The sequence below is a fragment of the Demequina soli genome (genome assembly GCF_000971195.1).
Classification (GTDB): domain Bacteria; phylum Actinomycetota; class Actinomycetes; order Actinomycetales; family Demequinaceae; genus Demequina; species Demequina soli.
Genome location: NZ_BBLZ01000002.1, coordinates 488818 through 512444 on the forward strand (window position 1 = coordinate 488818; position 23627 = coordinate 512444).

The following is a 23627-nucleotide window of genomic DNA, read 5'->3' on the forward strand; positions in this document are numbered from 1 at the left end:
GATGGCGATGCGCCTGGCCTCCGACCATGTCCGGGTCACCGTGCCCGCGACGGCGGGCAACCTCGGTCCCGGCTTCGACGCGCTCGGCATGGCGCTCGGCGTGGTCGACGACCTCGAGGTGCGGGCCGTCGCGTCCTCCTCGGTGACCGTCGAGATCGAGGGCGAGGGCGCATCGTCCCTGCCCCGGGACGAGAGCCATCTCGTGGTGCAGGCGCTGCGCGCCGCGCTCGACCACGTCGGCGCGTCCCAGACCGGGCTCGAGATCCGGGCGACCAACCGCATCCCGCATGGCCGCGGGCTGGGCTCGTCGGCCGCCGCGGTGGTGGCCGGCATCGCCGCGGCGCGTGCGCTGATCGCGGAGCCCGAGGCGCTGCCGGCGTCCGAGGTGCTCACCCTCGCGAACGCGTTCGAGGGACACCCCGACAACGCGGCCCCCGCGATCTACGGCGGCGCGACCGTCGCATGGAAGGACGCCTCGGGCGTCCACGCGCGGCCCCTCGTGGTGGCCGACGAGATCGAGACCGCCGTCCTCATCCCGGGCTCGACGCTGCCGACCAAGGAGGCGCGCGCGGTCCTGCCGCAGAAGGTGCCCCACGTGGACGCGGCGTTCAACGTGGGACGCGCCGCGCTGCTGGTCAACGCGCTGGCCGGGCGCCCCGAGGACCTCTTCGCGGCCACCGAGGACAAGCTCCACCAGACCTACCGGGCCGACGTGCTCGGCCCGGCCACGTTCATGGTGAGGGCGCTGCGTGAGCGGGGCCTCGCGGCGGTCGTCTCGGGTGCCGGACCGTCGGTGCTGGTGATGGGGACCGGGCTGGCCGAGGCCGGGCTCGTCACGGGGCCGCTGGAGTGGGCCGCCGGCGTCGGCGGCGACTCGTGGCGGTGCGTGCATACGGTTCAGCGGGTGCCGGGCGCCACGAGCGTGCGGCTGTAGCTCCCCGCCGGCCCGTTCATCGGCGTCGGATCGAGAGGTCCTCGGGCCGCCGCGTGGACAGCGGCATCGGATGGTGCGATCGCGGTCGCCCCGGTGCCATCGCGGTCGCGGTGCGCACCCGCGCCAGGTGCCTGCGCGAGGCGCCGGTGCTCGCCGCTGGCCGACGGCTCTCGATCCGATGCCGTGGTGAGAGGATCCGCGACAGGTCCGCACGATCCGCTGCCGCTGGACGGGCCGCGCGAGAGAGGACGCACGGGATCCCCGGCCCACCGGGACCGTCAGGCGTGCCCGGTGGGGTCCAGCGGCTCGTCGAGATCCGCGGCCCGCGCGCGCTCGCGCTTGGCGCGCAGGCGGTCGGTCTTCTCGGCGCGCCGCATCGCCTTCGACTCCGCGCGCTCCCGCAGCCGTGCCTCGGCCTCCATGCGGGCGCGCCTGATGTCGTAGGCGTGCTTGCGCGGCTGCGGCACCTCGAGATGGAACAGCGGGCCCGTGAGCCGCACGAGCAGGGTCGCGGCGACCGCGAGCGACGTGGTCACCAGCGGTTGGGTGCCCGTGTAGACCAGCGCGTACACGATCGCGCCCGCCATGCCGGCCACCGCGTTGGGCGGGCCCGCGTACATGATCGACGACGGCCGCGCCTGCAGCACGTCCGTGAGGATGAGCCCGCCGACGGCTCCGATGGTGCCGATCACGACGGTGGGCAGCCGCCCGAGCCCCGCGATGAGCGCCGCGTTGGCGCCCACGCACGCGAACAGCCCGACGATCAGCGTGTCCAGCCACCACAGGATCGGCCCGAGCTTCTTGAGGTAGTAGAGGAACAGCATGCCGACCCCCGCGGCGACGGCGGCGGTCACGAGGTACAGCGGCTCGCGGAACGCGGCGGGCGGCAGGTTGCCCAGCAGGATGTCGCGGATCACTCCTCCGCCGAAGCCCATCGCCGCCGCCAGGGTGAGCACCCCGATGAGGTCGGTGCGGTCGTCCTCGCCCGCGCGGATGGTGCCGCCGAGCGCGCCGACGAACACCGCGAGCAGGTTCACTGCCAGGGGGATCTCGAGGACGTCGGGTCTCACGGCACAAGCGTAGGGGAGCGTTCTACCCTCGTCCCATGGTCTCGGTCCCACGTCTGCTCCCCCCGGGCACCGCGCTGCGGCGGGCGGTCGTCGTGGTGGCGGTCATCCTTGCCGTCGCGGTCGCCACCGGCGCGGTCGGCGGCGTGACCGTCGGCGTCGCGTCGGCGCTCGGCGCGCTGTCGGTGCTGGTGGTCGCGATCCGCACCGACGACTGGCGCCTGCCGTTCGGCTTCGGCGCCGTCGTCGCGGTCCTCGCCGCCGTCGCCACCACCGCCGCCGACGACCCGATCCTGCTCGGCCTCATCGTGGCCGCCTCGGCGATCGCGGGCCAGCCCCTCGTGCGGCGGCTGGGCCCGGTGCTCGGCCCGGCGCCCGTCGTGGTCGCGGCCGCGGGCACCGACGCCGCGAGCATCGGCCCGGGCGCGGCCGCGGTCGGGGTGATGCTGGGCGCGGCTGCCGTCACGCTCATCGTCGGGGTCGCGCTGCCTACTCGCCTGCCCCCGGCGCCCGTGCCGCGGCGGCTCACGTGGACGTATCTCCTGGGGCTCGCGTGCGGCGCCGGCCTGTCCATCGCGGTCGCGACCGCGCTCGACGTCCCGCACGCGCTGTGGCTCGTGGTGGCGCTGTCGGCGGTGCTCGTGCCGGGAGCGGCGGAGACCCGGGCGAAGGCGGCGGGTCGCGTGGTCGGCACGATCGTCGGCGTCGTCGCGGGCACCGGGCTCGCCGCGCTGCTGCCGCCGTGGGCCGCGGTCGCGGTCGCGGCCGTCGCGACGATGATCGGGCTCGGCTGGTCGCTCACCCGCGCCCGCCGCGCGGCCGCCGCGTGGTACGCGGTGTCGGTCGTGCTGCTCGCGGCGGCGGCCGAGCCGGACGCCGCGTGGGGCACCGCCGTCGACCGCGCCGGCCTCACCCTCGTCGGAGGCGCGCTCGCGCTGGTGCTTGCGCTCGCGGTCGGCGCGGCCGCGCGGCGCGCCGAGGCCCAGCCGTGAGCGTCCGGCCCGCCACCCCGGCGGACGATGCCGCGGTCGCCCGGATCTGCCTCCTGACCGGCGCGCAGGGCGGGGACGCGACCGGCCTCTTCGGCGACGACACCGCGCTCGCCGACGTCTACGCGACCCCGTACCTCCGTGGCCCGGGCGGCTTCTGCCTCGTGTGGGACGTCGACGGGGAGGCGCGGGGATACGTCCTCGGCACGTCGGACACGGCCGCGTTCCAGCGGTGGTTCGTGGACGAGTGGTGGCCCCGCGTGGGCCCCACGCACCGCGCCCTCACCGCGGGCGACGCGTGGCTGCTGCCGTCGGCCGCCGACCCGGCGCGGATGCTCGTGCCCGTGCTCGCGGCGTATCCGGCGCACCTGCATATCGACCTCCTTCCCGACCAGCAGGGTCGCGGCGCGGGTCGCGCTCTCATCGCCGCGGCGTGCGCGCTGCTGGCCGCGCGGGGCGCCCCCGGCGTGCACCTGGTGGCCGAGCGCGCCAACGTCGGCGCGCAGGCCTTCTACCCTCGCGTGGGCTTCGCGGCGGTGGTGGCGGACGATGCGGTGGTGACCTTCGCCCGCGCGCTCGCCTGAGTTCTCCACAGATCGCGACTCGCCCCTGTCCCGCGCCTCGCCGGACGCCTAGCGTCCGAGGCATCGAGAGGGGGCGCTCATGCGACGGATGGCGGCGATGGTCCTGGTGGTGGCGGTGATGGCGGGCGGCTGCACGCGGGTGCCGTCGCCCGTCGAGGATCCCTCGCCGGGGCACGACGCTCCGCCGGCGGCCGCCGCCACGGTCGCCCCGGACGACGACGGCGCCGACCCGGCCGCCGCCTCCGCGACCCCCGCGACCGCGCTGTGGTCGGCGTACGGGGTCTTCGCGGGGCCCATCGAGATCGTCGACGGGATCGTGGTCGCGCGAGACGTCGAGGGCGACCCGGACATCCTCAAGGGCATCGACCTCGCGACGGGCGAGGTGGTGTGGCGGCGGGCGTCGAGCAGGGGCGCGCTCGTCGCGGACGCGCTCCCGGACGAGCGCTCCTTCGACGCCGCCGACGGCTCGCGCGTGATCCTCAACCTCGCGCCGATGGAGTCGGACCCCGCGACGGGGCGCCGGACGTTCGGCATCGAGCTCGTCGATCCCGCGACCGGCGAGCTCCTCAAGGATCCGGTGCGCGCGTGGGTGGGCCGCTCGCGCGCGTGCCCCGGCTCGGACGGGCTGTGCCTGGACGTGGAGGACCCCGAGGACGGGACCTGGCACGACGTCCGCATCGACCCCGCCACGCTCACGCTGGCGCGCTTCGAGGAGTCGGAGGTGCGCGACGGCGTCGACGCGCTGCGCGAGCTCGCGGGGGGCGCCGCGGTCGAGGTCGCCGCGGACGGCTCGGAGGCGATCGTGCGGCGGGACGACCGCGGCGCGGTGATGTGGAGCCTTCCCGCCTCCGAGATCGTGAGCGGCTCGATGGTGCGCTCGCTGCTGGCGGCGTGGACGGAGGACGCGGATGGCGACGTGCTGGTGCTCAGCGTGCTGCCGGGTCGCGACGAGGACGGGGCCACCGCGGTGGCGGCGCGCGACTTCACGGCCGCGACGGTCGACCTGGAGACCGGCGAGCTGCTGACGCGCCGGCAGGGAGCGGTGTGGTGCCGTTCCGGCGTGAGGTGCGGCGACGGCTACGTCCTGCGCGATGCGGGCGCCGACGAGTGGGTGGCCGACACGGCGGATGTCGCGCTGGAGGGAGTCGATGTCCGCTCGGGCGAGAGCCTCTGGTCGCGCACGGCGCACGGGCTCGCGATCGCCACGGCGTCTGCCGCGGGCGCGGCGTTCGCGTCGATGGATGGCGTGTGGATCGTGTCCGAGCGCGGCCGGGTGGGCTTCGTCGACCTGGGCTCGGGGGCCTTCTCGCCGCTCGGCGCGGGCACCGTCGCGTGTCGCGAGCCGCTGCGCGCGCCGGACCCCGAGCACGGTCGCGTCATCGGCGCGCCCGCGGACCAGGTCCTCGTGGGCGCGGTCTTCCATCCGTGCGGGGCCGACGGCGAGCCCGGGGAGGCGTGGTCGCGGGCCGCGGTGGAGGGCGCCGCGACGGTGGGGGAGTCGGGAGGGCTGCGCGTGGGCGTGGTGGTGCAGGACCACGCGCTCGTCGCCTACGCCCTGGGCTGATCCCTCCCGCTCCCGGTTGCGGAGTGAGTGCTCACTCACTTATGGTGGGCGGGTGACCACCAAGACCCGCCGCGCCGCGCCCATGGCGCCGGACGAGCGACGCGCCGCGATCGTCGACGTGACGGTCCCGCTCATCCTCGAGCGCGGAGCCGAGGTCACCACGCGCGAGATCGCCGAGGCCGCCGGCATCGCCGAGGGCACGGTGTTCCGCGTGTTCCCCGACAAGGACTCGGTCATCGACGCGGCCGTCGCGCGGGTGATGGACCCCGCCGAGATCACCGCGGCGCTCGAGAGCATCGACCCGAGCCTCTCGCTCGAGACCAAGATCGAGCTGATCGTGAGCCTGCTGCACGGACGCGCCGTGAGCGTGGTGCGCTTCATGACCGCCCTCGGCCCGCGCGAGCACGCGCGCCACGCCCGCGGGGAGGGCGAGGACGGGCCGCCGCACCGGAGCCCCCCGCTCGCGGAGGCGACCGTCGCGGCGCGCCTGCTCGAGTCCGACAGCGACCGCCTGCGTGTGCCCATCGCGACAGCGGTCGATTATCTGCGCATCCTGGTCTTCGGGACCACGATGCCTTTCCTCACCAACGGCACCAGCTCGGATCCCGCCGAGCTCGCCGACTTCATCCTGCGCGGTATCGCCAAGGAAGGGACCTGAACATGCTCTGGAGGCTGCTCGTCTCCTCGGTCAGGCCGTACTGGTCGCTGCTCCTCGGAGTGGTGGTCTTCCAGCTCGGCCAATCGATCGCGAACCTCTACCTGCCCACCCTGAACGCCGACATCATCGACAACGGCGTGGCCGCCGGTGACATCGGCTACATCTGGCGCCTCGGCGGCTGGATGCTGCTGCTGTCGTTCTTCCAGGTCGCCTGCACCATCACGGCCGTCTACTTCGGCGCCAAGATCGCGATGCGGGTCGGTCGCGACCTGCGCGGACAGATCTTCGGCCGCGTCGCCTCGTTCTCCGAGGCCGAGGTCCAGCGCTTCGGGGCGCCCTCGCTCATCACGCGCACCACGAACGACGTGCAGCAGGTCCAGATGCTCGTCCTGATGACGTGCACGCTGCTCATCTCGACGCCGTTCACCGCCATCGGCGGCGTGATCTTCGCGATCCAGCAGGACGCGAAGCTGTCGTGGATCATGGCCATCGCGATCCCGATCCTGCTCGTCATCGTGGTGACGATCGTGTCGCGCATGGTGCCGCACTTCCGCCGCATGCAGGTCCGCATCGACGGCATCAACCGCGTCCTGCGCGAGCAGCTCACCGGCATCCGCGTCATCCGCGCCTTCGTGCGCGAGGGCCAGGAGGAGGACCGCTTCGCGGACGCGAACGCGCTCGTCACGGAGTCCGCGGTCAAGGCGGGCCGGCTCATGGCCTCGATGTTCCCTCTCGTGATGCTCGTGGTGAACATGGGCTCGGTGGCCGTCATGTGGTTCGGCGCCGACCGGATCAACAACGGCGAGATGCAGGTGGGCGCGCTCACCGCGTTCCTCAGCTACCTCATCCAGATCCTCTTCTCGGTGCTCATGGCGACGTTCCTGTTCGTGCTCGTGCCGCGCGCCTCGGTGGCCGCGGACCGCATCGGCGAGGTGCTCGAGACCGAGACGTCCGTCACGCCGCCGCGCGGGGGCGGCGCGACCGTCCCCGCCGCCGGCGAGGTCGTGTTCGACAACGTCACCTTCACCTACCCGGGTGCCGAGCAGCCTGTCCTCGCGGACATCAGCTTCACCGCGCGCCCCGGCACCACCACCGCCATCATCGGCTCGACGGGCGCCGGCAAGTCCACGCTCATCAACCTCATCCCGCGCCTGTACGACGCGTCGGGCGGCACGGTCAGCGTCGGCGGCGTCGACGTGCGCGACGCCGAGCTCGAGTCGCTGTGGTCCCGCGTCGGCGTGGTGCCGCAGCGCCCGTACCTCTTCGCCGGCTCCGTCGCCTCGAACCTGCGCTTCGGCAAGCCCGACGCGACCGACGAGGACCTGTGGGACGCGCTCGCGATCGCGCAGGGCGAGGACTTCGTGCGGTCCATGCCCGAGGTGCTCGACTCGACGATCGCCCAGGGCGGCACGACGGTCTCGGGCGGTCAGCGCCAGCGCCTGTCGATCGCCCGCGCGCTCGTGCGTCGCCCCGAGGTGCTGATCTTCGACGACTCGTTCAGCGCCCTCGACACCGCGACCGACGCGCGCCTGCGCGCGGCCCTGTCCAAGGAGGTGACGGACGCGACGGTCATCGTGGTCGCCCAGCGTGTCTCGAGCATCGTCGACGCCGACCAGATCCTCGTGATGGAGGACGGGCGCATCGTCGACCGCGGCACCCACGCGGAGCTCCTCGAGAGCTCCGCGACCTACCAGGAGATCGTCAGCACCCAGCTGCGCGCGGAGGAGGCGGCATGAGCGAGACCACCGAGGAGCGCCAGTCCGCTCCGAAGCCCCCGCCGCGCCAGCACGGCCCCGGTGGCCCCGGCATGGGCGCCCCCGGCGAGAAGGCGCAGGACTTCAAGGGCTCCGGCATGCGCCTCGTGCGCCTGCTCGGCCCCGAGAAGCTGCTCGTCTACCTGGTCATCCTGCTCGGCGCCGGATCCGTCACGCTCAGCGTGCTCGGCCCCAAGATCCTCGGCAACGCGACCACGGTCATCTTCGAGGGCTTCATGGGGGGGACCGGGATCGACTTCGAGAAGCTCCACGGCATCCTGTGGGGCGTCGTCGCGATCTACGTCGTGTCCGCGATCCTCGCCCTCATCCAGGGCTTCATCCTCAATGGCGTGACCCAGCGCACGGTGTACCGCCTGCGCCAGAAGGTCGAGGACAAGATCCACGACCTGCCGCTGAGCTACTTCGACCGCCACCAGCGCGGCGACCTGCTCAGCCGCGTCACCAACGACATCGACAACATCTCGCAGACGCTCCAGCAGACGCTCAGCCAGCTGTTCACGTCGGTGCTCACGGTCATCGGCATCCTCATCATGATGCTCACCATCTCGTGGGAGCTCGCGCTCATCGCGATCGTCTCGATCCCGCTCACCACGGTCATCGTCGCGATGGTCGCGAAGCGCTCGCAGCCCAAGTTCGTGGCGCAGTGGAAGCACACCGGCGACCTCAACGCGCAGATCGAGGAGGGCTACACCGGCCACGCGCTGGTCAAGGTGTTCGGGCGCAACAAGGAGACGCAGGAGGAGTTCCGCCGCAAGAACGAGGAGCTCTACGAGGCCAGCTTCGGCGCCCAGTTCATCTCCGGCATCATCATGCCGAGCGCGATGTTCGTCGGGAACCTGGTCTACGTCGCGATCGCGGTGGTCGGCGGCATCATGGTCACCAACGGCCGCCTGCCGTTCGGCGACATCCAGGCGTTCATCCAGTACTCGCGCCAGTTCCAGCAGCCCATCAGCCAGCTGGGCTCGATGGCCAACCTGCTGCAGTCCGGCGTGGCGAGCGCGGAGCGCGTGTTCGAGCTCCTCGACTCCGACGAGCAGGACGCCGACGCGGATCCCGCCCAGACGCCCAGCGACGACCACGGCCGCCTGGTGTTCGACGACGTCTCGTTCCGCTACGTCGAGTCCAAGCCGCTCATCGACAACCTCGACCTGGTGGTCGAGCCGGGCCGCACGGTCGCGATCGTCGGCCCGACCGGCGCCGGCAAGACCACGCTCGTCAACCTCATCATGCGGTTCTACGAGCTCACGTCCGGCCGCATCACCCTCGACGGCACGGACATCGCGCAGATGACGCGCGAGGACCTGCGCTCGCGCACGGGCATGGTCCTCCAGGACACGTGGCTGTTCGGCGGCACCATCCGCGAGAACATCGCGTACGGCCGCTCCGACGCGACGGAGGAGGAGATCCTCGACGCCGCCAAGGCCGCGTACGTCGACCGCTTCGTGCACTCGCTGCCCGACGGCTACGACACGGTGCTGGACGACGACGCGACCAACCTGTCGGCCGGCGAGCGCCAGCTCGTCACGATCGCCCGCGCGTTCGTGTCGCAGCCGCAGGTGCTCATCCTCGACGAGGCCACCTCGTCCGTCGACACCCGCACCGAGCTGCTGGTCCAGCGGGCCATGGCGAAGCTCCGCCAGGACCGCACGGCCTTCGTCATCGCGCACCGCCTCTCGACCATCCGCGACGCCGACCTCATCCTCGTGATGGAGAACGGGTCGATCGTGGAGCAGGGCAACCACCACGAGCTGCTCGCCGCGAAGGGCGCCTACTCGCGCCTCTACGAGGCGCAGTTCGCCGCCCCGATCGACGAGGTGGATGCGCCGATCGAGGAGGTCGTCCCCGAACGCCTCGCCGAGACGTTCGACGACCCCTCGGTGCCGCACCCCGAGGGGCCGGCGCACGCGGGCGAGCCCGTCTGACCCACCACGCGAGAAGGGGACGATGCACGGGTCGCGTACCCGCGCATCGTCCCCTTTCCCGTGGGAGGCGTCAGCCGACCGGCGCCGCCGTGTGTGTCGCGTCGAACGTGTACGTGGGCACCAGCTCGATGTCGATGAGCGAGGTGTCGAGGCCGGCGTCCTTCATGCGCGCGTAGACCCGGCCCATGTCGGGCAGCGGCGGCTCGCCCTTGACGATGACGTGGATCCTGCCGCCCTCGCGCTGGGTGATCGACACGAGGTCCCAGCGGGTGCCCGCGGTCGCATCGTTCACGAACGTGGTGATGCGGCCCATCCGGGAGCTCGTCTCGATCGAGTTGACCGTCGAGTACGACAGCGGCACCGCCACGACCAGCAGCAGCACGACCATGGTGAGGTAGGCGCGGGCGCGGCGTCGCCGCTCGGCCTCCTTGTCCTCTGCCATCTCGATGCGCACGTTGGCGAAGCCGTAGATCGCCATCACCACGGAGCCGGTGGCGAGGATCGCCGCGACGTTGGTGACGAAGAGCAGCAGCGCGCCGAGCGCCTGGGCGTAGGCGCCCGACTCGAGCGTGAGGCCCACGACCGTCAGCGGCGGCACGAGGGAGATCGCGATCGCGACGCCCGGCAGCGTGTCGGAGATGTCCGACCGCAGCAGGGCGATCGACCCGACCACTCCGGTGGCGAGCGCCGCGAGCAGGTCGATGACGCCGGGGGAGACGCGACCCGCGACCTGCGAGTTGGTCGCGGCGGTGACCGGCTGGATGACGGCGAGGCCGATGATGAAGCCCACCGCGACCGCGGCCGCGGCGCCGGCCACCATGGTGGTGACCGAGCGCACGAGGTTGCGGTGGTCGCCGAGGACCGTCGACAGCATCGTGCCCTGGATGGGCCGCATGAGCGGCGCGACGATCATCGCGCCGATGACGGTCGCGGTGGAGTCCGCGACCACGCCCGCGGTCGCGATGACCGAGGCGAGCACGAGCAGCAGCCAGAACCGCGTGAACTGGGCGCGGGAATGGCGGCCCTCGAAGAGGACCGCCTCCCGCATGTAGTCGACGCTGTTGAGCTTGGCGCCCCAGCGCGTCCGGCGGGGCGTCGACGCGGCTGTGCTCAACCGAGGAGCTTGGCCTTGGCGGCCGCGAACTCGGCGTCCGACAGGACGCCCGCCTCCTTCATCTGCGCCAGCTGCGCGAGCTTCGCCATGAGGTCGTCGCCCCCGGCCGGCGCGGCCGCGACCTGCGGGGCCGCGTTCTGCTGCTCGAGCTGCGCGAGCTGGGCCTGCATCGCGGCCATCTGCGCCTGCGACTGCTGCTGCTGGTAGGCGGCCTGCTCGGCCGCGTACTGCTCCTGCTGCGCCTGCTGCTCCTGACCCTGCCAGCGCTGCTGCTGGCGGCGCGACACGTTGCCGCCCACCGCCTGCGCGGTCCCGGCGATGACCGCCGTCCGTGCCATCGTCCCGATCAGACCCGGTCGTCCCATCCTGCGCATCGTTCCGCTCCTCTTCTTCTCTGGTGTTCTCTCGCGGCCTACGCCTCGGCGCTGATCGCGTCGAGGACCTCCTGGACCACCGGACCGGGGACCCGGACGGTGTCGAGCAGCTCGCCGCCGGCCGCGGCGATGGCGTCGCGCACGGGGACGATCCACGCGTGCTCGAAGCACAGGATCGCGGCGGCGCCGCCCGGCGGCAGCGAGGCGGCGAGGACGTCGGCGTCCTCGTCGTTGAGCAGGCCGTCGTAGTGGTCGATGATCGCGCCGAGCGCCGCGACGTCCGGGTCGTCGCTCAGCTGCTCGACCTCGAGGATCTCGATCGCGCCGTCCGCGTCCTTGCGCACGATGACCGCGTCGACGATGACGATGGTGCCCGCATCGACGAGCTTCTGGATCTCCGGGAGGATCGAGCCGTCGAAGCGGCCCTCCGCGAATCCGATGGTGACGATCTCGACAGGCCCGATCATGGCGTTGCTCCTCGATTCGACTGCGGTGCGCGTCCGCGCCCTTTCCGCAGGCTAGGCCCGGCCGCTTCGCGCGGCAATACGAAAGACGGCGCGTGTCGTGGATGCGCGGCGAGTCGCCGCACATGCCTGGCACGAGGGGGGATGATTGTGCCGCAAGGGCCGCGGTGATACCCTGGATCCGCTTCCCCCGGTTGGCGCGAGTCGCCCCGGACGAACGCAATCCACGTTGCAGGCGTCTGCCGATGATGTCTCCGTCAGCCGTACCCGCGTGGGACGAATCTCGCACTTCTGGAGCCACAGGGGCTCGTGCGAGGAAAGGAACGTTACGTGACCGACACGACCGTCGCGCCCGACCAGACCGCCACTCTGACCGCGATGAAGCTCCCCCAGCTCCAGGCGCTCGCCGCCGAGCTCGGGGTCTCCGGTACCGCGCGCATGCGCAAGATGGACCTGGTCGAGGCCATCAAGAACGGTGGCGTGGTGCCCCCGAAGGCCCCCGCCGCTGAGAAGAAGGCCCCCGCCGCCGACAAGGCGCCGGCGGCCGAGACCCCCTCCGCCACCGCCACCGCCGACGCCCCGCGCGCCGAGCGCCCCGCGCGCCAGCAGCGACGTCGCGCCGAGGCGCCTCAGACCACGCCCGAGGGCGAGGGCTCCGAGGCCCGCGCGCGTCGCGCCAAGGAGGCCGTGAGCCTCGACCTGCCGCGCGGCGACCGTGCGCAGGGCTCCGCCGAGGGCGAGGACTCCGAGTCCCGCGCGCGTCGCGCCAAGGAGGCCGTGAGCCTCGACCTGCCGCGCGGCGACCGCGCGCAGACCTCCGCCGAGGGCGAGGACGGCGACCAGCAGGGCCGCCAGCGCCAGCCGCGTCAGCAGGGCCAGCAGTCCGGCCAGGCGCGTCAGCAGACGGCTCAGCCGCGCCAGCACGACGACCAGGACGAGGACGACGAGCGCGGCGGCCGCCGCCGCCGTGGCCGCGGTCGCGGCCGTGGCCGGGGTCGCGAGCGCGACGTGCTCGACGGCGCCGTCCAGCCGGCGCAGCTGTTCGACGAGGACGACGTCCGCGAGGACGAGGAGCTGACCCCGGTCGGCGGCATCGTCGACATCCTCGACAACTACGCGTTCATCCGCACCACCGGGTACCTCCCCGGCAAGTCGGACGTGTACGTGTCGATGAACCAGATCAAGAAGTACGGCCTGCGCAAGGGCGACGCCATCACGGGCACCGTCCGCCCGCCCCGCCCGGGCGAGCGCGGCCAGCGCCAGAAGTTCAACGCCCTCGCCGGCGTCGACAAGGTCAACGGCCTCAACGCCGACGAGGCGCGTCACCGCCCCGCGTTCGGCGACCTCACGCCGCTGTACCCGCAGCAGCGCCTCCACCTCGAGACCGACTCGCGCAACATGACCAACCGCGTGATCGACCTCGTGGCGCCGATCGGCAAGGGCCAGCGCGGCCTCATCGTCTCCCCGCCGAAGGCCGGCAAGACTCTCGTGCTGCAGTCGATCGCCAACGCGATCGTCACCAACAACCCCGAGGTCCACCTCATGGTCGTGCTCGTCGACGAGCGCCCCGAGGAGGTCACGGACATGCAGCGCACGGTCAAGGGCGAGGTCATCGCCTCGACCTTCGACCGCCCGGCCGACGACCACACCACGGTCGCCGAGCTCGCGATCGAGCGCGCCAAGCGCCTCGTCGAGATGGGCCACGACGTGGTCGTGCTCCTCGACTCGATCACGCGCCTGGGCCGCGCCTACAACATCTCGGCGCCCGCGTCGGGCCGCATCCTGTCGGGAGGCGTCGACTCGTCCGCGCTCTACCCGCCGAAGCGCTTCTTCGGCGCCGCGCGCAACATCGAGAACGGCGGCTCCCTCACGATCCTCGCGACCGCGCTGGTGGAGACCGGCTCGAAGGCCGACGAGGTCATCTTCGAGGAGTTCAAGGGCACCGGCAACATGGAGCTCAAGCTCTCGCGCACGCTCGCGGACCGCCGCATCTTCCCGGCCGTGGACGTCAACGCGTCCGGCACGCGCCGCGAGGAGATCCTCATGAGCCCCGAGGAGCTCAAGGTCATGTGGAAGCTGCGTCGCGTGCTCACCGCGCTCGAGCAGCAGCAGGCCATCGAGCTGCTCCTGGGCAAGCTCAAGGAGAACAAGACCAACGCCGAGTTCCTCATGCAGGTCGCCAAGACCACGCCGGGAGCCGACGAGGAGAAGTAGGGCTCGGCGTCTGCCGCCGCCCCATGCGCCCTGTGAGGTGCTCAGTGCTCGAATCTGATCAGATCGGGCACCGAGCACCTCACGGGGCGCTCGTCTATCCGCAGATGGACGATGCGGCGGCCGGGACGTGCGCCGCAGGCGCCCCCTTGACAGGCATGGCAGAATAGTCCGTTGGCCCCGCCTGCGGACGGGGTCCGAGGTTGCCGGTTCACCGTCGCGAGGTACGCGTCGGACCCGGTGACGAACTAAGGGAGATCATGCAGAAGGACATCCACCCCGAGTACGTGGCCACCACTGTCACGTGCACCTGCGGCAACACGTTCGAGACCAAGTCCACCGTGACGTCCGGCGCGATCAGCGTCGAGGTCTGCTCGGCCTGCCACCCGTTCTACACGGGCAAGCAGAAGATCATGGACACCGGTGGTCGCGTGGCGCGCTTCGAGCGCCGCTACGGCAACAAGAAGTAACGCGTCCGACGACGTGGCCGAGGCCTTCGCAGCCGTCCAGCCCATGCTGGACGAGTACGCCGACATCGAGCGTCAGCTCGCCGACCCTGCCGTCCATGCGGACGGGGGACGGGCGCGCACGCTCGGGCGTCGCTTCGCGGAGCTCGGCCGCGTCGTCGCCGCGCATCGTTCCTGGGTCGCGGCCCAGGACGATCTCGAGGCCGCGCGCGAGCTCGCGGACCTCGACCCCGACATGGCCGAGGAGATCCCGGCCCTGGAGGAGGCCGTCGAGCAGTCGACGGAGCAGCTGCGCCGCATCCTCATCCCGCGCGACCCCGACGACGCGCGCGACGTGATCCTCGAGATCAAGTCCGGCGAGGGCGGCGAGGAGTCCGCGCTGTTCGCGGGCGACCTGCTGAAGATGTACCTCAAGTACGCCGAGACCAAGGGCTGGAAGGCCGAGGTCCTCGAGGCGGTCCACACCGACATGGGCGGGTACAAGGACGTGTCCGTGGCCATCAAGGCGCGCGGCGCCGTGGACCCCGAGAACGGCGTGTGGGCCCAGCTCAAGTACGAGGGCGGCGTGCACCGCGTGCAGCGCGTGCCGGCCACCGAGTCGCAGGGCCGCATCCACACCTCCGCCGCGGGCGTGCTGGTCTACCCGGAGGTCGAGGAGGTCTCCGAGGTCGAGATCGACATGAACGAGGTGCGCGTCGACGTGTACCGCTCGTCCGGCCCCGGCGGCCAGTCGGTCAACACCACCGACTCCGCGGTGCGCCTCACCCACATCCCGACGGGCATCGTGGTGAGCTGCCAGAACGAGAAGAGCCAGCTCCAGAACAAGGAGTCCGCGCTGCGCATCCTGCGCGCGCGCCTCCTCGCGGCGCAGAAGGAGGCCGCCGAGGCCGAGGCCCAGGACATGCGCAAGTCGCAGATCCGCACGGTCGACCGCTCGGAGCGCATCCGCACCTACAACTTCCCCGAGAACCGCATCGCCGACCACCGCACGGGGTACAAGGCCTACAACCTCGACACCGTGCTCGGCGGCGAGCTCCAGCCGGTCATCCAGTCCGCGATCGACGCGGACGAGGCGGCGCGCCTGTCCGCCTCCGAGTAGGGGATAGGCTCCGACCGTGCCTACCGTCGGTCAGCGCCTGCGCGCCACCACGCGCCGCCTCGCCGAGGCCGGCGTCCCGTCACCGCACCACGACGCGATCGTGCTGATCGCGCACACGTTGGGCCTCGAGCCCAGCTACGTCCGCACCGCCGCGGCGCGCGACGACGACTGGCCCGAGGGCGCCGACCTCGACCTGCTCGAGGCGCGCGTGACGCGCCGCATCGACCGCGAGCCGCTGCAGCACATCACCGGCAAGGCGTACTTCCGCTCGCTCGAGCTGCAGGTGGGTCCCGGCGTCTTCGTGCCGCGTCCCGAGACGGAGGTGGTGGCGGGCGTCGCCATCGCCGCCGCGCGGGAGGCCCTCGAGATGCGCGGCAAGGTGCGCGTCACGGACCTGTGCGCCGGCTCCGGCGCGATCGGCATCTCCGTCGCGACCGAGGTCCCGGAGGCCCAGGTCGCGATGGTCGAGGCGAGCGAGGAGGCGCTGGTCTACCTGCGCCTCAACGCGCGCGCCCAGCCGTCCGACGTGCGCACCCGCCTGCGCTCGGTCTACGCCGACGCGCGCAACTGCCTGCGCCAGTTCGACGAGTGCGCCGACGTCGTGGTGACCAACCCGCCGTACGTGCCCACCGCGGCGATCCCGCGCGACCCCGAGGTCGCGCTGCACGACCCGCCCCAGGCGCTCTACGGCCTCGGCGACGACGGCCTCACGCTGCCGCGCGCGATCCTCGACGAGGCGCAGCGCCTGCTGCGCGTCGGCGGGGTGCTCATCATGGAGCACGGCGACGAGCAGGGCGCCGCCATGCGCGCGTACGCCGAGTCCTCCGAGTGGTGGGGCGACGTGCGCACGCTCACCGACCTCACGGGACGCGACCGCATGCTCGTCGCGACCCGCGTGGGCGTCTGAGACACTGGTGCCCGTGATCCTCGACTGCCACGACCCCGCCAGCTGGGGGCCGTCGCTCGACGCCGCCGTCGACGCGGTCTCGCGTGGCGCCGTCATCGTCCTGCCCACCGACACCGTGTACGGCGTCGGCGCGGACGCGTTCAGCCCCGAGGCGGTCGCCGCGGTGCTGGCCGCGAAGGGCCGCGACCGCCAGATGCCGCCGCCCGTGCTCATCCCCGACGTGCGGACCGTCGACGGCCTCGCGCGCGAGGTGCCCGACGCCGCCCGCGTCCTCATGGACGCCTGCTGGCCGGGCGCGCTCACCGTCATCGTCAAGGCGCAGCCGTCGCTCGCGTGGGACCTGGGCGAGACCCACGGCACCGTCGCGCTGCGCGTGCCCGACCACCCCGCGGCCCTCGCGCTGCTCGCGCGCACCGGCCCGCTGGCCGTGACGAGCGCCAACCGCACCGGCGAGCCGGCGGCCACCACCGCGGCCGGCGCCGAGGAGCAGCTGGGCGACGCCGTCGCGGCCTACCTCGACGCGGGCGACAGCCCGCTGGGGGTCGCCTCGACCATCGTCGACGCCACGGGACCGTCGCTGCGCATCGTCCGCCAGGGCGGCGTGTCGCGCGAGCGCATCGTCGAGCTGGTGGGAGACGCCCTCGCGGGTGACGACGGGTGAAGGTCTACCTGACCCTCATGGCGATCGCGGCGCTCGTCGCGTACGTCGCCACCCCGGCGATGCGCCACCTCGCGTTCCGGGTGGGGGCCATCACCGCGGTCCGCGCGCGCGACGTCCACACCACCCCGATCCCGCGCCTGGGCGGCGTCGCGATCTTCCTCGGGCTCGCCGTCGCGGGCACCGTGGCCTCCGCGATCCCCTTCCTCGACCCCGTCTACGAGGCAGGACGCCAGCCGTGGGCCGTGCTCGGCGCGGCCGCGATCGTGTGCGCGCTGGGCATGATCGACGACATCTGGGACCTCGACTGGATGGCGAAGCTCGCCGGCCAGTTCCTCGCGGGCCTCGTGCTCGCCTCGGGCGGCGTGCAGCTCGTCACCGTACCGATCGCGGGCGTCACCATCGGCTCCTCGTACGTCTCGCTCGTCGCCACCGTGCTCGTCGTCGTGATCGCGATGAACGCCGTCAACTTCGTCGACGGCCTCGACGGCCTCGCCGCGGGCATGATCGCCATCGGCGGCCTCGCGTTCTTCACGTACACGTACCTGCTCGCGCGCTCCGCCTCCCCGGGCGACTACTCGTCGCTCGCGACGATCGTGGTCGCGCTGCTCGTGGGCGCATGCCTGGGCTTCCTGCCGCACAACGTGCATCCCGCGCGCATCTTCATGGGCGACTCCGGCTCGATGGTGCTGGGCCTCATGCTCGCGGCCGCCGCGATCATCGTGACCGGGCAGATCGACCCCGCCGTGATCTCCGAGCGCGAGCGCATCCCCGCGTTCATCCCGATCCTGCTGCCGATCATGGTACTCGCCGTGCCGCTCGTCGACATGACCGCCGCGGTCATCCGGCGCGCCGCCAGGGGAGAGTCGCCGTTCTCGCCGGACAAGCACCACCTGCACCACCTGCTGCTGCGCCGCGGCCACTCGCACCGCTGGGCCGTGACCGTGCTGTACATCTGGACGGCGGTGCTGTCGTTCGGCACCGTGTCCGTCGTGTTCCTGCCCCTGTGGGGCGCGGTCGCGGTCACCGCCGCGGGCATCGTGTGCGCCGCCGCGATCACGTTCTCGCCGCGCCTCGCGCGGTTCTTCTCGCGCCAGTGGCGCCGCGCCGGGCACGCGATGTTCTCGCTGCAGCGCCTCACGCCCGAGGGCCGCGAGGGGGACGATGCGGTGGCCGGGACCGCACCCGCCGTCACCGTCGTCCCCGGGGCCGCCGCCGCATCGTCCACCGTCATCCAGGAGGAGAAGAAGTGACCGCCGAGGAGGCCCTGTACCGCCGCGCGCTGCGGCTCACCGCGATCGTGCTCGGCGCGCTCGCCGTCGTCGGCGGCGCCGTCGCGTGGATCGTGGTCGGACCGGACGGCGCGCTCGCGGCCGTCGTCGGCGCGGCCGTCGCCGCGCTCGGCGCGCTCCCGACCCAGTACGCGATGCTCAAGGGCCACACCCGGCCGCCGCACGTCATGGCAGGGATCGTGGCCTTCTCGTGGCTCGGGAAGATGCTCGTCATCATCGTCGCGCTGCTGGTGCTCCAGGGCGTCGATTCGTTCCATCGTCCCTCGTTCGCGGCCACCGCGGTGGTGGGGCTGCTCGCCGGCCTCGTGGTCGACGTGAGCCTCCTGCGCAAATCGCGCATTCCGTACGTCGAACCGGGTCCTTAGTCCCGCCTCCCATGGGCTAGGCTTACGGCCAGTCAACGGCGTCGGACGATGGTCCGCGCCCAAGAAGCCATCGCACAGGAGACTTCGTGGGGAACCTTTTGGCCGCGGTCGTCAGCGCTGAAGCCGCCGACTCGGGACAGTCGCAGAGCTACATCGAGCGCATGTTCAGCTCGGACGGCTTCCACGCCCCGTCGATCGCCGACTTCTTCCCGCCCGCCATCTTCGGCGACGGCACCATCTTCGAGTTCAACCGCATCATGCTGGTCCGCGTCATCGCGGCCGTGGCGCTGCTGCTGGTGTTCTGGTTCGTCGCCTCGCGCGCCAAGGTGGTCCCGGGTCGCTTCCAGGCGGCCATCGAGTTCCTCATCGACTTCGTCAAGGACGAGATCGTCGAGCCCGTCATGGGCCACGAGGGCAAGCGGTTCATGCCGTTCCTCACGACGCTGTTCTTCGCGATCGTGTTCTTCAACATCACGGGCGTGATCCCGTTCCTCAACATCGCGAGCACCTCGCTCATCGGCCTGCCGATCCTCATGGCGGTGTGGGTGTACGTGCTCTACCTGTCGGAGGGCATCAAGAAGCACGGGCTCGGCGGCTACCTCAAGAACAACCTGTTCCCCCCGGGCGTGCCGAAGCCGATCTACCTGCTTCTCACCCCGATCGAGTTCCTGCAGGTGTTCATCCTGCGGCCCGCGACCCTCGCGCTGCGACTCGCCGCGAACATGATCTCGGGCCACCTGCTGCTGGTGCTGTGCTTCGCGGCCACCCAGTACTTCTTCTTCGAGGCCGCCGGCGCGATGAAGGCGATGGGCGCTGTGACGTTCGTCGCGGGCTTCGCGTTCGTGCTGTTCGAGATCTTCGTCGCCCTGCTCCAGGCGTACGTCTTCACCATGCTCTCCGCCGTGTACCTCAACATGGCGCTCGAGGCGGAGCACTAGGAAACAAGGCTTGCGTCGCCACCCGCGGCGGCGCATCAACGGAAGGAAACTCCACGTGGACACCACCACTCTCGCTGAGGTCACCGGCAACGTCGCGACCATCGGCTACGGCCTCGCCGCCGTGGGCCCCGGCATCGGCCTGGGCGTCCTCATCGGCAAGACCATCGAGGGCATGGCGCGCCAGCCTGAGGTCTCCGGCCAGCTCCGCGCCACGATGTTCATCGGTGTGGCGTTCGTCGAGGTGCTCGCGCTCCTCGGCCTGGTCACCGGCTTCATCTTCGCGTGATGATCGCCCAGACTCTGCTTCTCGCGGAGGAGAGCTCGAGCGTCCAGGGCGTCGACCTGATCCTGCCGGAGCCGTACGACCTGCTGTGGTCGCTCGTCATCTTCGCGATCATCGTCGTCGTCTTCTCGAAGGTCCTCCTGCCGAAGCTGCAGAAGGTGCTCGACGAGCGTGCGGACCTGATCCAGGGCGGCATCGAGAAGGCGGAGAAGGCTCAGGCCGAGGCCGCCGCGGCGCTCGAGGAGTACACGGCTCAGCTGACCGAGGCACGTGCCGAGGCCGCGCGCATCCGTGAGGACGCGCGCGTCGAGGCGGCGCAGATCCTTGCCGACGCGCGCCGTCGCGCCGGCACGGACGCGGAGCGCATCGTCGAGACGGCTCAGCGCCAGATCGAGGCCGAGCGTCACCAGGCCGTGGTCTCGCTGCGCACCGAGGTGGGCACGCTCGCGACCGAGCTCGCGTCCCGCATCGTGGGCGAGTCCCTCGCCGACGACGCGCGTCAGCAGCGCGTGATCGACACGTTCCTCGACGACCTCGAGTCGACGGTCAAGGCGGAGGGCTAGGCACATGCGTGGAACGAGCCAGGCGTCACGTGACGCCGTGCTCCGTCAGTTCGAGCCGGTGGTGACCGCGAGCGGAGCGGAGGGCCTGACCCTCGCCGAGCAGCTGTTCGCCGCGGTCGACGCCGTCGACGCGTCGGGCTCGCTCCGCCGTGCGCTGACCGATCCCGCCCGTTCGGCCGAGGCCAAGGCCGGGCTGGTCCGTGCGGTGTTCTCGGCGTACGACGCGAGGGTCAAGGACGTCCTCGCGTCGTTCGCCGGATCCCGCTGGTCGGCGGAGGAGGACCTCGCCGAGGCGATCGACGACGCAGGCGAGCGCGCGATCTTCGCCTATGCGCAGGCGCAGGGCACCCTGGACGACGTCCAGGAGCAGCTGTTCCGCGTCGAGCGCGAGCTCCAGTCGAACCGCGAGCTCCTGTCCGCCATGAGCAACCGCTCCGCGACCAAGGAGACGCGCCTCGCGCTGCTCCAGGGCGTGCTGGGCGGCAAGCTCCTGCCGACCACCGAGGCGCTCCTGCGCCGCGTCGTGGGCAACCCGCGCGGCCGCCGGCTCATCCCGGCGATCGACGCTCTCCTCGAGTCCGCTGCCGAGCACCGGAACGAGGTCCTCGCGCACGTGACCGCGGCGGTCGAGCTGAGCGCCGCTCAGCGCACCCGCCTCGCGGGCATCCTCTCCGAGGCGTACGGGCGAGAGATCCAGATCAACGTCGCCGTGGACCCCGAGGTCCTGGGCGGCATCCGAGTCGAGGTCGGGTCCTCCGTGGTGGACGGCACCGTCCTGTCCCGACTCGACGAAACACGACGACGACTTGTCGGTTAGCCCCGACGCACCAGTGGCCGCCCCGGCGGCCTTGACAGGAGAGATGGCATGGCAGAGTTGACGATCAGCCCCGACGAGATCCGGGCTGCCCTCGACAGCTACGTGAAGTCCTACGAGCCCAAGGGCGCCGTGGTGGACGAGGTGGGTCGCGTGACCCTCGCCGGCGACGGCATCGCGCAGGTCGAGGGCCTGCCGGGCTGCATGGCCAACGAGCTGCTGCGCTTCGAGGACGGCACGCTGGGCCTCGCGCTCAACCTCGACGTCCGCGAGATCGGCGTCGTCGTGCTGGGCGAGTTCACGGGCATCGAGGAGGGCCAGGCGGTCCACCGCACCGGCGAGGTCCTCTCCGTCGCGGTCGGCGACGGCTACCTCGGCCGCGTCGTCGACCCGCTCGGCAACCCCATCGACGGCCTCGGCGACATCGAGACCGAGGGCCGCCGCGCCCTCGAGCTCCAGGCGCCCGGCGTCATGGCCCGCAAGTCGGTCCACGAGCCCCTCCAGACGGGCCTCAAGGCGATCGACGCGATGATCCCGATCGGCCGCGGCCAGCGCCAGCTGATCATCGGCGACCGCCAGACCGGCAAGACCGCGATCGCGATCGACACGATCATCAACCAGAAGGACAACTGGGACTCGGGCGACCCGAACAAGCAGGTCCGCTGCATCTACGTCGCCATCGGCCAGAAGGGCTCGACCATCGCCTCCGTGCGCGGCGCCCTCGAGGAGGCCGGCGCGCTCGAGTACACGACCATCGTCGCGGCCCCCGCGTCCGACCCGGCCGGCTTCAAGTACCTCGCGCCCTACACCGGCTCGGCCATCGGCCAGCACTGGATGTACGGCGGCAAGCACGTCCTCATCATCTTCGACGACCTGTCCAAGCAGGCCGAGGCCTACCGCGCCGTGTCGCTCCTCCTGCGCCGCCCGCCGGGCCGCGAGGCGTACCCCGGCGACGTGTTCTACCTGCACTCCCGCCTGCTCGAGCGTTGCGCGAAGCTGTCGGACGAGCTGGGCGCGGGCTCGATGACGGGTCTGCCCGTCATCGAGACCAAGGCGAACGACGTCTCGGCGTACATCCCGACCAACGTCATCTCCATCACGGACGGCCAGATCTTCCTCCAGTCCGACCTGTTCAACGCCAACCAGCGTCCCGCGGTCGACGTCGGCATCTCGGTGTCCCGCGTCGGCGGCTCGGCGCAGGTCAAGGCGATGAAGAAGGTCTCCGGCACGCTGAAGATCGACCTCGCCCAGTACCGCTCGCTCGAGGCCTTCGCGATGTTCGCGTCCGACCTCGACGCGGCGTCGCGTCAGCAGCTCACCCGCGGTGCGCGCCTCATGGAGCTGCTCAAGCAGCCCCAGTACTCGCCGTACCCGGTCGAGGAGCAGGTCGTGTCCATCTGGGCCGGCACCAAGGGCAAGCTCGACAAGATCGCCGTGGGCGACGTGCTCCGCTTCGAGCGCGAGCTGCTCGACCACCTGCGTCGCAACACGTCGATCCTCACGGACATCGCGTCCTCGGGTCAGCTCTCGGACGAGAACGAGCAGGCGCTCCACAGCCACGTGGACGACTACGTCTCGACCTTCCTCGAGGGCGAGGGTGTGGCCCTCACGACGGACTCCTCGGTCGACGACGGCGCCGCCGTCGAGGTCGAGCAGGAGCGCATCGTCACGGAGAAGAAGTAGCCGATGGCCGGACAGCAGCGCGTCTATCGCCAGAGGATCAGGGCGACCAGCTCGCTCAAGAAGATCTTCCGTGCGATGGAGCTCATCGCGGCCTCGCGTATCGGGAAGGCCCGGCTCCGTGTGGAGCAGGCCACCCCGTACACGCGGGCCATCACGCGCGCGATCAGCGCGGTGGCGGCGCACTCCGGCGTCGACCACCCGCTGACGACCGCGCGTACCGACACCGGTCGCGCGGCCGTGCTGGTCATCAGCGCCGACCGCGGCATGGCGGGCGCCTACTCGGCGAACGTCATCCGTGAGGCGGAGCGCCTGCGCGGGCGCCTCGAGGCGGACGGCAAGGAGATCGTGCAGTTCGCCGCCGGTCGCCGAGCCGTGTCGTACTACTCGTTCCGTCGTCGCGAGCTCGCCGGCCAGTGGACCGGCGGCTCGGACGCGCCGACGCGCGAGACCGCCCGCGAGATGGCCCGTGCGCTGTTCTCGCGCTTCCAGGCGGACGCCGAGGACGGCGGCGTCGACGAGATCTACATCGTCGGCACGCGGTTCGTCTCGATGGTGACGCAGCAGGCTCAGGTGCTTCGCCTGCTCCCGCTCGAGATCGTCGAGGGCGTCGAGGAGCCCGAGGAGGGCGAGGTCCAGCCGCTGTACGACTTCGAGCCGTCGCCGGAGCAGGTGCTCGACGCCCTGCTGCCGCGCTACATCGAGTCGCGCATCTTCGGCAGCCTCCTGCACTGCGCGGCCTCCGAGCTCGCCAGCCGTCAGCGCGCGATGAACACGGCGACCTCCAACGCCGAGGACATCATCCGCAACTACACCAGGCTCGCCAACCAGGCGCGTCAGGCCGAGATCACCCAGGAAATCAGCGAGATCGTCTCGGGCGCCGATGCGCTCGCGGCCTCGTGACA

General features: G+C 71.8%; 24 protein-coding genes. 20 read left to right on the forward strand and 4 right to left on the reverse strand.

The window, feature by feature from the left end:
* The first annotated feature begins 1 nt into the window (after position 1).
* The gene (thrB, locus tag AOM04_RS05690) at positions 2 to 934 is read left to right on the forward strand and encodes a homoserine kinase (RefSeq protein ID WP_062463616.1); all 933 of its coding nucleotides are present in this window, start codon (positions 2 to 4) and stop codon (positions 932 to 934) included.
* Positions 935 to 1212: 278 nt separating this feature from the next.
* Here the strand turns inward: thrB and AOM04_RS14490 are convergent, their stop codons facing one another.
* Entirely contained in the window at positions 1213 to 2004 is a 792-nt protein-coding gene (locus AOM04_RS14490; protein ID WP_062463619.1) for a trimeric intracellular cation channel family protein, read from the reverse strand.
* Positions 2005 to 2039: 35 nt separating this feature from the next.
* Here AOM04_RS14490 and AOM04_RS05700 point away from each other — a divergent pair, with 35 nt between their 5' ends.
* The 6 genes from AOM04_RS05700 to AOM04_RS05725 all read left to right on the forward strand — a co-directional run bounded on the left by AOM04_RS05700 (position 2040) and on the right by AOM04_RS05725 (position 9493).
* Positions 2040 to 2993, forward strand: a complete 954-nt coding sequence (locus tag AOM04_RS05700) for an FUSC family protein (RefSeq protein WP_062463622.1) — start codon at positions 2040 to 2042, stop codon at positions 2991 to 2993.
* Entirely contained in the window at positions 2990 to 3574 is a 585-nt protein-coding gene (locus tag AOM04_RS05705) for a GNAT family N-acetyltransferase (RefSeq protein ID WP_062463625.1), read from the forward strand. Before AOM04_RS05700 ends, AOM04_RS05705 begins: the two co-directional genes overlap by 4 nt.
* A gap of 79 nt (positions 3575 to 3653) precedes the next feature.
* The gene (locus AOM04_RS05710; protein WP_156160628.1) at positions 3654 to 5138 is read left to right on the forward strand and encodes a hypothetical protein; all 1485 of its coding nucleotides are present in this window, start codon (positions 3654 to 3656) and stop codon (positions 5136 to 5138) included.
* Between the two features lie 52 nt (positions 5139 to 5190).
* A complete protein-coding gene (locus AOM04_RS05715; protein WP_062463631.1) occupies positions 5191 to 5796 on the forward strand; it encodes a TetR/AcrR family transcriptional regulator in 606 nt (201 codons plus the stop codon).
* A gap of 2 nt (positions 5797 to 5798) precedes the next feature.
* Entirely contained in the window at positions 5799 to 7532 is a 1734-nt protein-coding gene (locus AOM04_RS05720) for an ABC transporter ATP-binding protein (RefSeq protein ID WP_062463633.1), read from the forward strand.
* Entirely contained in the window at positions 7529 to 9493 is a 1965-nt protein-coding gene (locus tag AOM04_RS05725) for an ABC transporter ATP-binding protein (protein ID WP_082104417.1), read from the forward strand. The genes AOM04_RS05720 and AOM04_RS05725 overlap by 4 nt, the downstream gene beginning before the upstream one ends.
* Before the next feature lie 70 nt (positions 9494 to 9563).
* Here the strand turns inward: AOM04_RS05725 and AOM04_RS05730 are convergent, their stop codons facing one another.
* The 3 genes from AOM04_RS05730 to AOM04_RS05740 all read right to left on the reverse strand — a co-directional run bounded on the left by AOM04_RS05730 (position 9564) and on the right by AOM04_RS05740 (position 11448).
* Complete coding sequence (locus AOM04_RS05730; protein WP_062463636.1) at positions 9564 to 10607, reverse strand: TIGR00341 family protein; 1044 nt, start codon at positions 10605 to 10607, stop codon at positions 9564 to 9566.
* Positions 10604 to 10945, reverse strand: a complete 342-nt coding sequence (locus tag AOM04_RS05735) for an SHOCT domain-containing protein (RefSeq protein WP_228373624.1) — start codon at positions 10943 to 10945, stop codon at positions 10604 to 10606. Before AOM04_RS05735 ends, AOM04_RS05730 begins: the two co-directional genes overlap by 4 nt.
* Before the next feature lie 74 nt (positions 10946 to 11019).
* Positions 11020 to 11448 carry a DUF6325 family protein gene (locus AOM04_RS05740; RefSeq protein ID WP_062463642.1) on the reverse strand — a complete coding sequence of 143 codons (429 nt, stop codon included), beginning with the start codon at positions 11446 to 11448 and terminating at the stop codon, positions 11020 to 11022.
* 327 nt (positions 11449 to 11775) lie between these two features.
* Between AOM04_RS05740 and rho the strand changes: the two genes are divergently transcribed.
* The 13 genes from rho (at position 11776) to AOM04_RS05805 (ending at position 23625) form a co-directional block, all read left to right on the forward strand.
* Positions 11776 to 13659, forward strand: a complete 1884-nt coding sequence (gene rho, locus AOM04_RS05745; protein ID WP_062463644.1) for a transcription termination factor Rho — start codon at positions 11776 to 11778, stop codon at positions 13657 to 13659.
* A 257-nt stretch (positions 13660 to 13916) separates the two neighbouring features.
* The gene (gene rpmE, locus AOM04_RS05750; protein WP_062463648.1) at positions 13917 to 14126 is read left to right on the forward strand and encodes a 50S ribosomal protein L31; all 210 of its coding nucleotides are present in this window, start codon (positions 13917 to 13919) and stop codon (positions 14124 to 14126) included.
* A gap of 13 nt (positions 14127 to 14139) precedes the next feature.
* Positions 14140 to 15222, forward strand: coding sequence for a peptide chain release factor 1 (gene prfA / locus AOM04_RS05755; protein ID WP_062463650.1), 1083 nt, complete (start codon positions 14140 to 14142; stop codon positions 15220 to 15222).
* Between the two features lie 16 nt (positions 15223 to 15238).
* Positions 15239 to 16129 (forward strand): peptide chain release factor N(5)-glutamine methyltransferase, encoded by an 891-nt coding sequence (gene prmC / locus AOM04_RS05760; RefSeq protein WP_062463653.1) that lies wholly within the window; start codon positions 15239 to 15241, stop codon positions 16127 to 16129.
* Positions 16130 to 16136: 7 nt separating this feature from the next.
* Complete coding sequence (locus AOM04_RS05765; protein WP_156160629.1) at positions 16137 to 16790, forward strand: L-threonylcarbamoyladenylate synthase; 654 nt, start codon at positions 16137 to 16139, stop codon at positions 16788 to 16790.
* Complete coding sequence (locus AOM04_RS05770; protein ID WP_082104418.1) at positions 16787 to 18040, forward strand: MraY family glycosyltransferase; 1254 nt, start codon at positions 16787 to 16789, stop codon at positions 18038 to 18040. Before AOM04_RS05765 ends, AOM04_RS05770 begins: the two co-directional genes overlap by 4 nt.
* Positions 18037 to 18444 (forward strand): Cg1360 family ATP-synthase-associated protein, encoded by a 408-nt coding sequence (locus tag AOM04_RS05775; RefSeq protein ID WP_062463659.1) that lies wholly within the window; start codon positions 18037 to 18039, stop codon positions 18442 to 18444. The genes AOM04_RS05770 and AOM04_RS05775 overlap by 4 nt, the downstream gene beginning before the upstream one ends.
* An 86-nt stretch (positions 18445 to 18530) precedes the next feature.
* Positions 18531 to 19382: a F0F1 ATP synthase subunit A gene (gene atpB / locus AOM04_RS05780; RefSeq protein ID WP_228373625.1), complete on the forward strand. Its 852-nt coding sequence runs from the start codon at positions 18531 to 18533 to the stop codon at positions 19380 to 19382.
* A gap of 55 nt (positions 19383 to 19437) precedes the next feature.
* On the forward strand, positions 19438 to 19668 hold the full coding sequence (gene atpE / locus AOM04_RS05785) for an ATP synthase F0 subunit C (RefSeq protein ID WP_062463662.1): 231 nt from the start codon (positions 19438 to 19440) through the stop codon (positions 19666 to 19668).
* The gene (locus tag AOM04_RS05790) at positions 19668 to 20228 is read left to right on the forward strand and encodes a F0F1 ATP synthase subunit B (RefSeq protein ID WP_062463665.1); all 561 of its coding nucleotides are present in this window, start codon (positions 19668 to 19670) and stop codon (positions 20226 to 20228) included. The genes atpE and AOM04_RS05790 overlap by 1 nt, the downstream gene beginning before the upstream one ends.
* Positions 20229 to 20232: 4 nt before the next feature.
* Complete coding sequence (locus AOM04_RS05795; RefSeq protein WP_082104419.1) at positions 20233 to 21045, forward strand: F0F1 ATP synthase subunit delta; 813 nt, start codon at positions 20233 to 20235, stop codon at positions 21043 to 21045.
* Positions 21046 to 21093: 48 nt separating this feature from the next.
* Positions 21094 to 22725 (forward strand): F0F1 ATP synthase subunit alpha, encoded by a 1632-nt coding sequence (atpA, locus tag AOM04_RS05800; protein WP_062463671.1) that lies wholly within the window; start codon positions 21094 to 21096, stop codon positions 22723 to 22725.
* 3 nt (positions 22726 to 22728) lie between these two features.
* Entirely contained in the window at positions 22729 to 23625 is an 897-nt protein-coding gene (locus AOM04_RS05805; RefSeq protein ID WP_062463673.1) for a F0F1 ATP synthase subunit gamma, read from the forward strand.
* The last annotated feature ends 2 nt before the right edge of the window (positions 23626 to 23627 follow it).

What these genes read in the sequence shown, in the direction of transcription:
- thrB (WP_062463616.1), top strand. Translation starts at nt 2, where the DNA reads ATGGCGATGCGCCTGGCCTCCGACCATGTCCGGGTCACCGTGCCCGCG.
- AOM04_RS05700 (WP_062463622.1), top strand. Translation starts at nt 2,040, where the DNA reads ATGGTCTCGGTCCCACGTCTGCTCCCCCCGGGCACCGCGCTGCGGCGG.
- AOM04_RS05710 (WP_156160628.1), top strand. Translation starts at nt 3,654, where the DNA reads ATGCGACGGATGGCGGCGATGGTCCTGGTGGTGGCGGTGATGGCGGGC.
- AOM04_RS05720 (WP_062463633.1), top strand. Translation starts at nt 5,799, where the DNA reads ATGCTCTGGAGGCTGCTCGTCTCCTCGGTCAGGCCGTACTGGTCGCTG.
- AOM04_RS05725 (WP_082104417.1), top strand. Translation starts at nt 7,529, where the DNA reads ATGAGCGAGACCACCGAGGAGCGCCAGTCCGCTCCGAAGCCCCCGCCG.
- AOM04_RS05735 (WP_228373624.1), bottom strand. Translation starts at nt 10,945, where the DNA reads ATGGCACGGACGGCGGTCATCGCCGGGACCGCGCAGGCGGTGGGCGGC.
- AOM04_RS05740 (WP_062463642.1), bottom strand. Translation starts at nt 11,448, where the DNA reads ATGATCGGGCCTGTCGAGATCGTCACCATCGGATTCGCGGAGGGCCGC.
- rpmE (WP_062463648.1), top strand. Translation starts at nt 13,917, where the DNA reads ATGCAGAAGGACATCCACCCCGAGTACGTGGCCACCACTGTCACGTGC.
- AOM04_RS05790 (WP_062463665.1), top strand. Translation starts at nt 19,668, where the DNA reads ATGATCGCCCAGACTCTGCTTCTCGCGGAGGAGAGCTCGAGCGTCCAG.
- AOM04_RS05795 (WP_082104419.1), top strand. Translation starts at nt 20,233, where the DNA reads ATGCGTGGAACGAGCCAGGCGTCACGTGACGCCGTGCTCCGTCAGTTC.
- atpA (WP_062463671.1), top strand. Translation starts at nt 21,094, where the DNA reads ATGGCAGAGTTGACGATCAGCCCCGACGAGATCCGGGCTGCCCTCGAC.
- AOM04_RS05805 (WP_062463673.1), top strand. Translation starts at nt 22,729, where the DNA reads ATGGCCGGACAGCAGCGCGTCTATCGCCAGAGGATCAGGGCGACCAGC.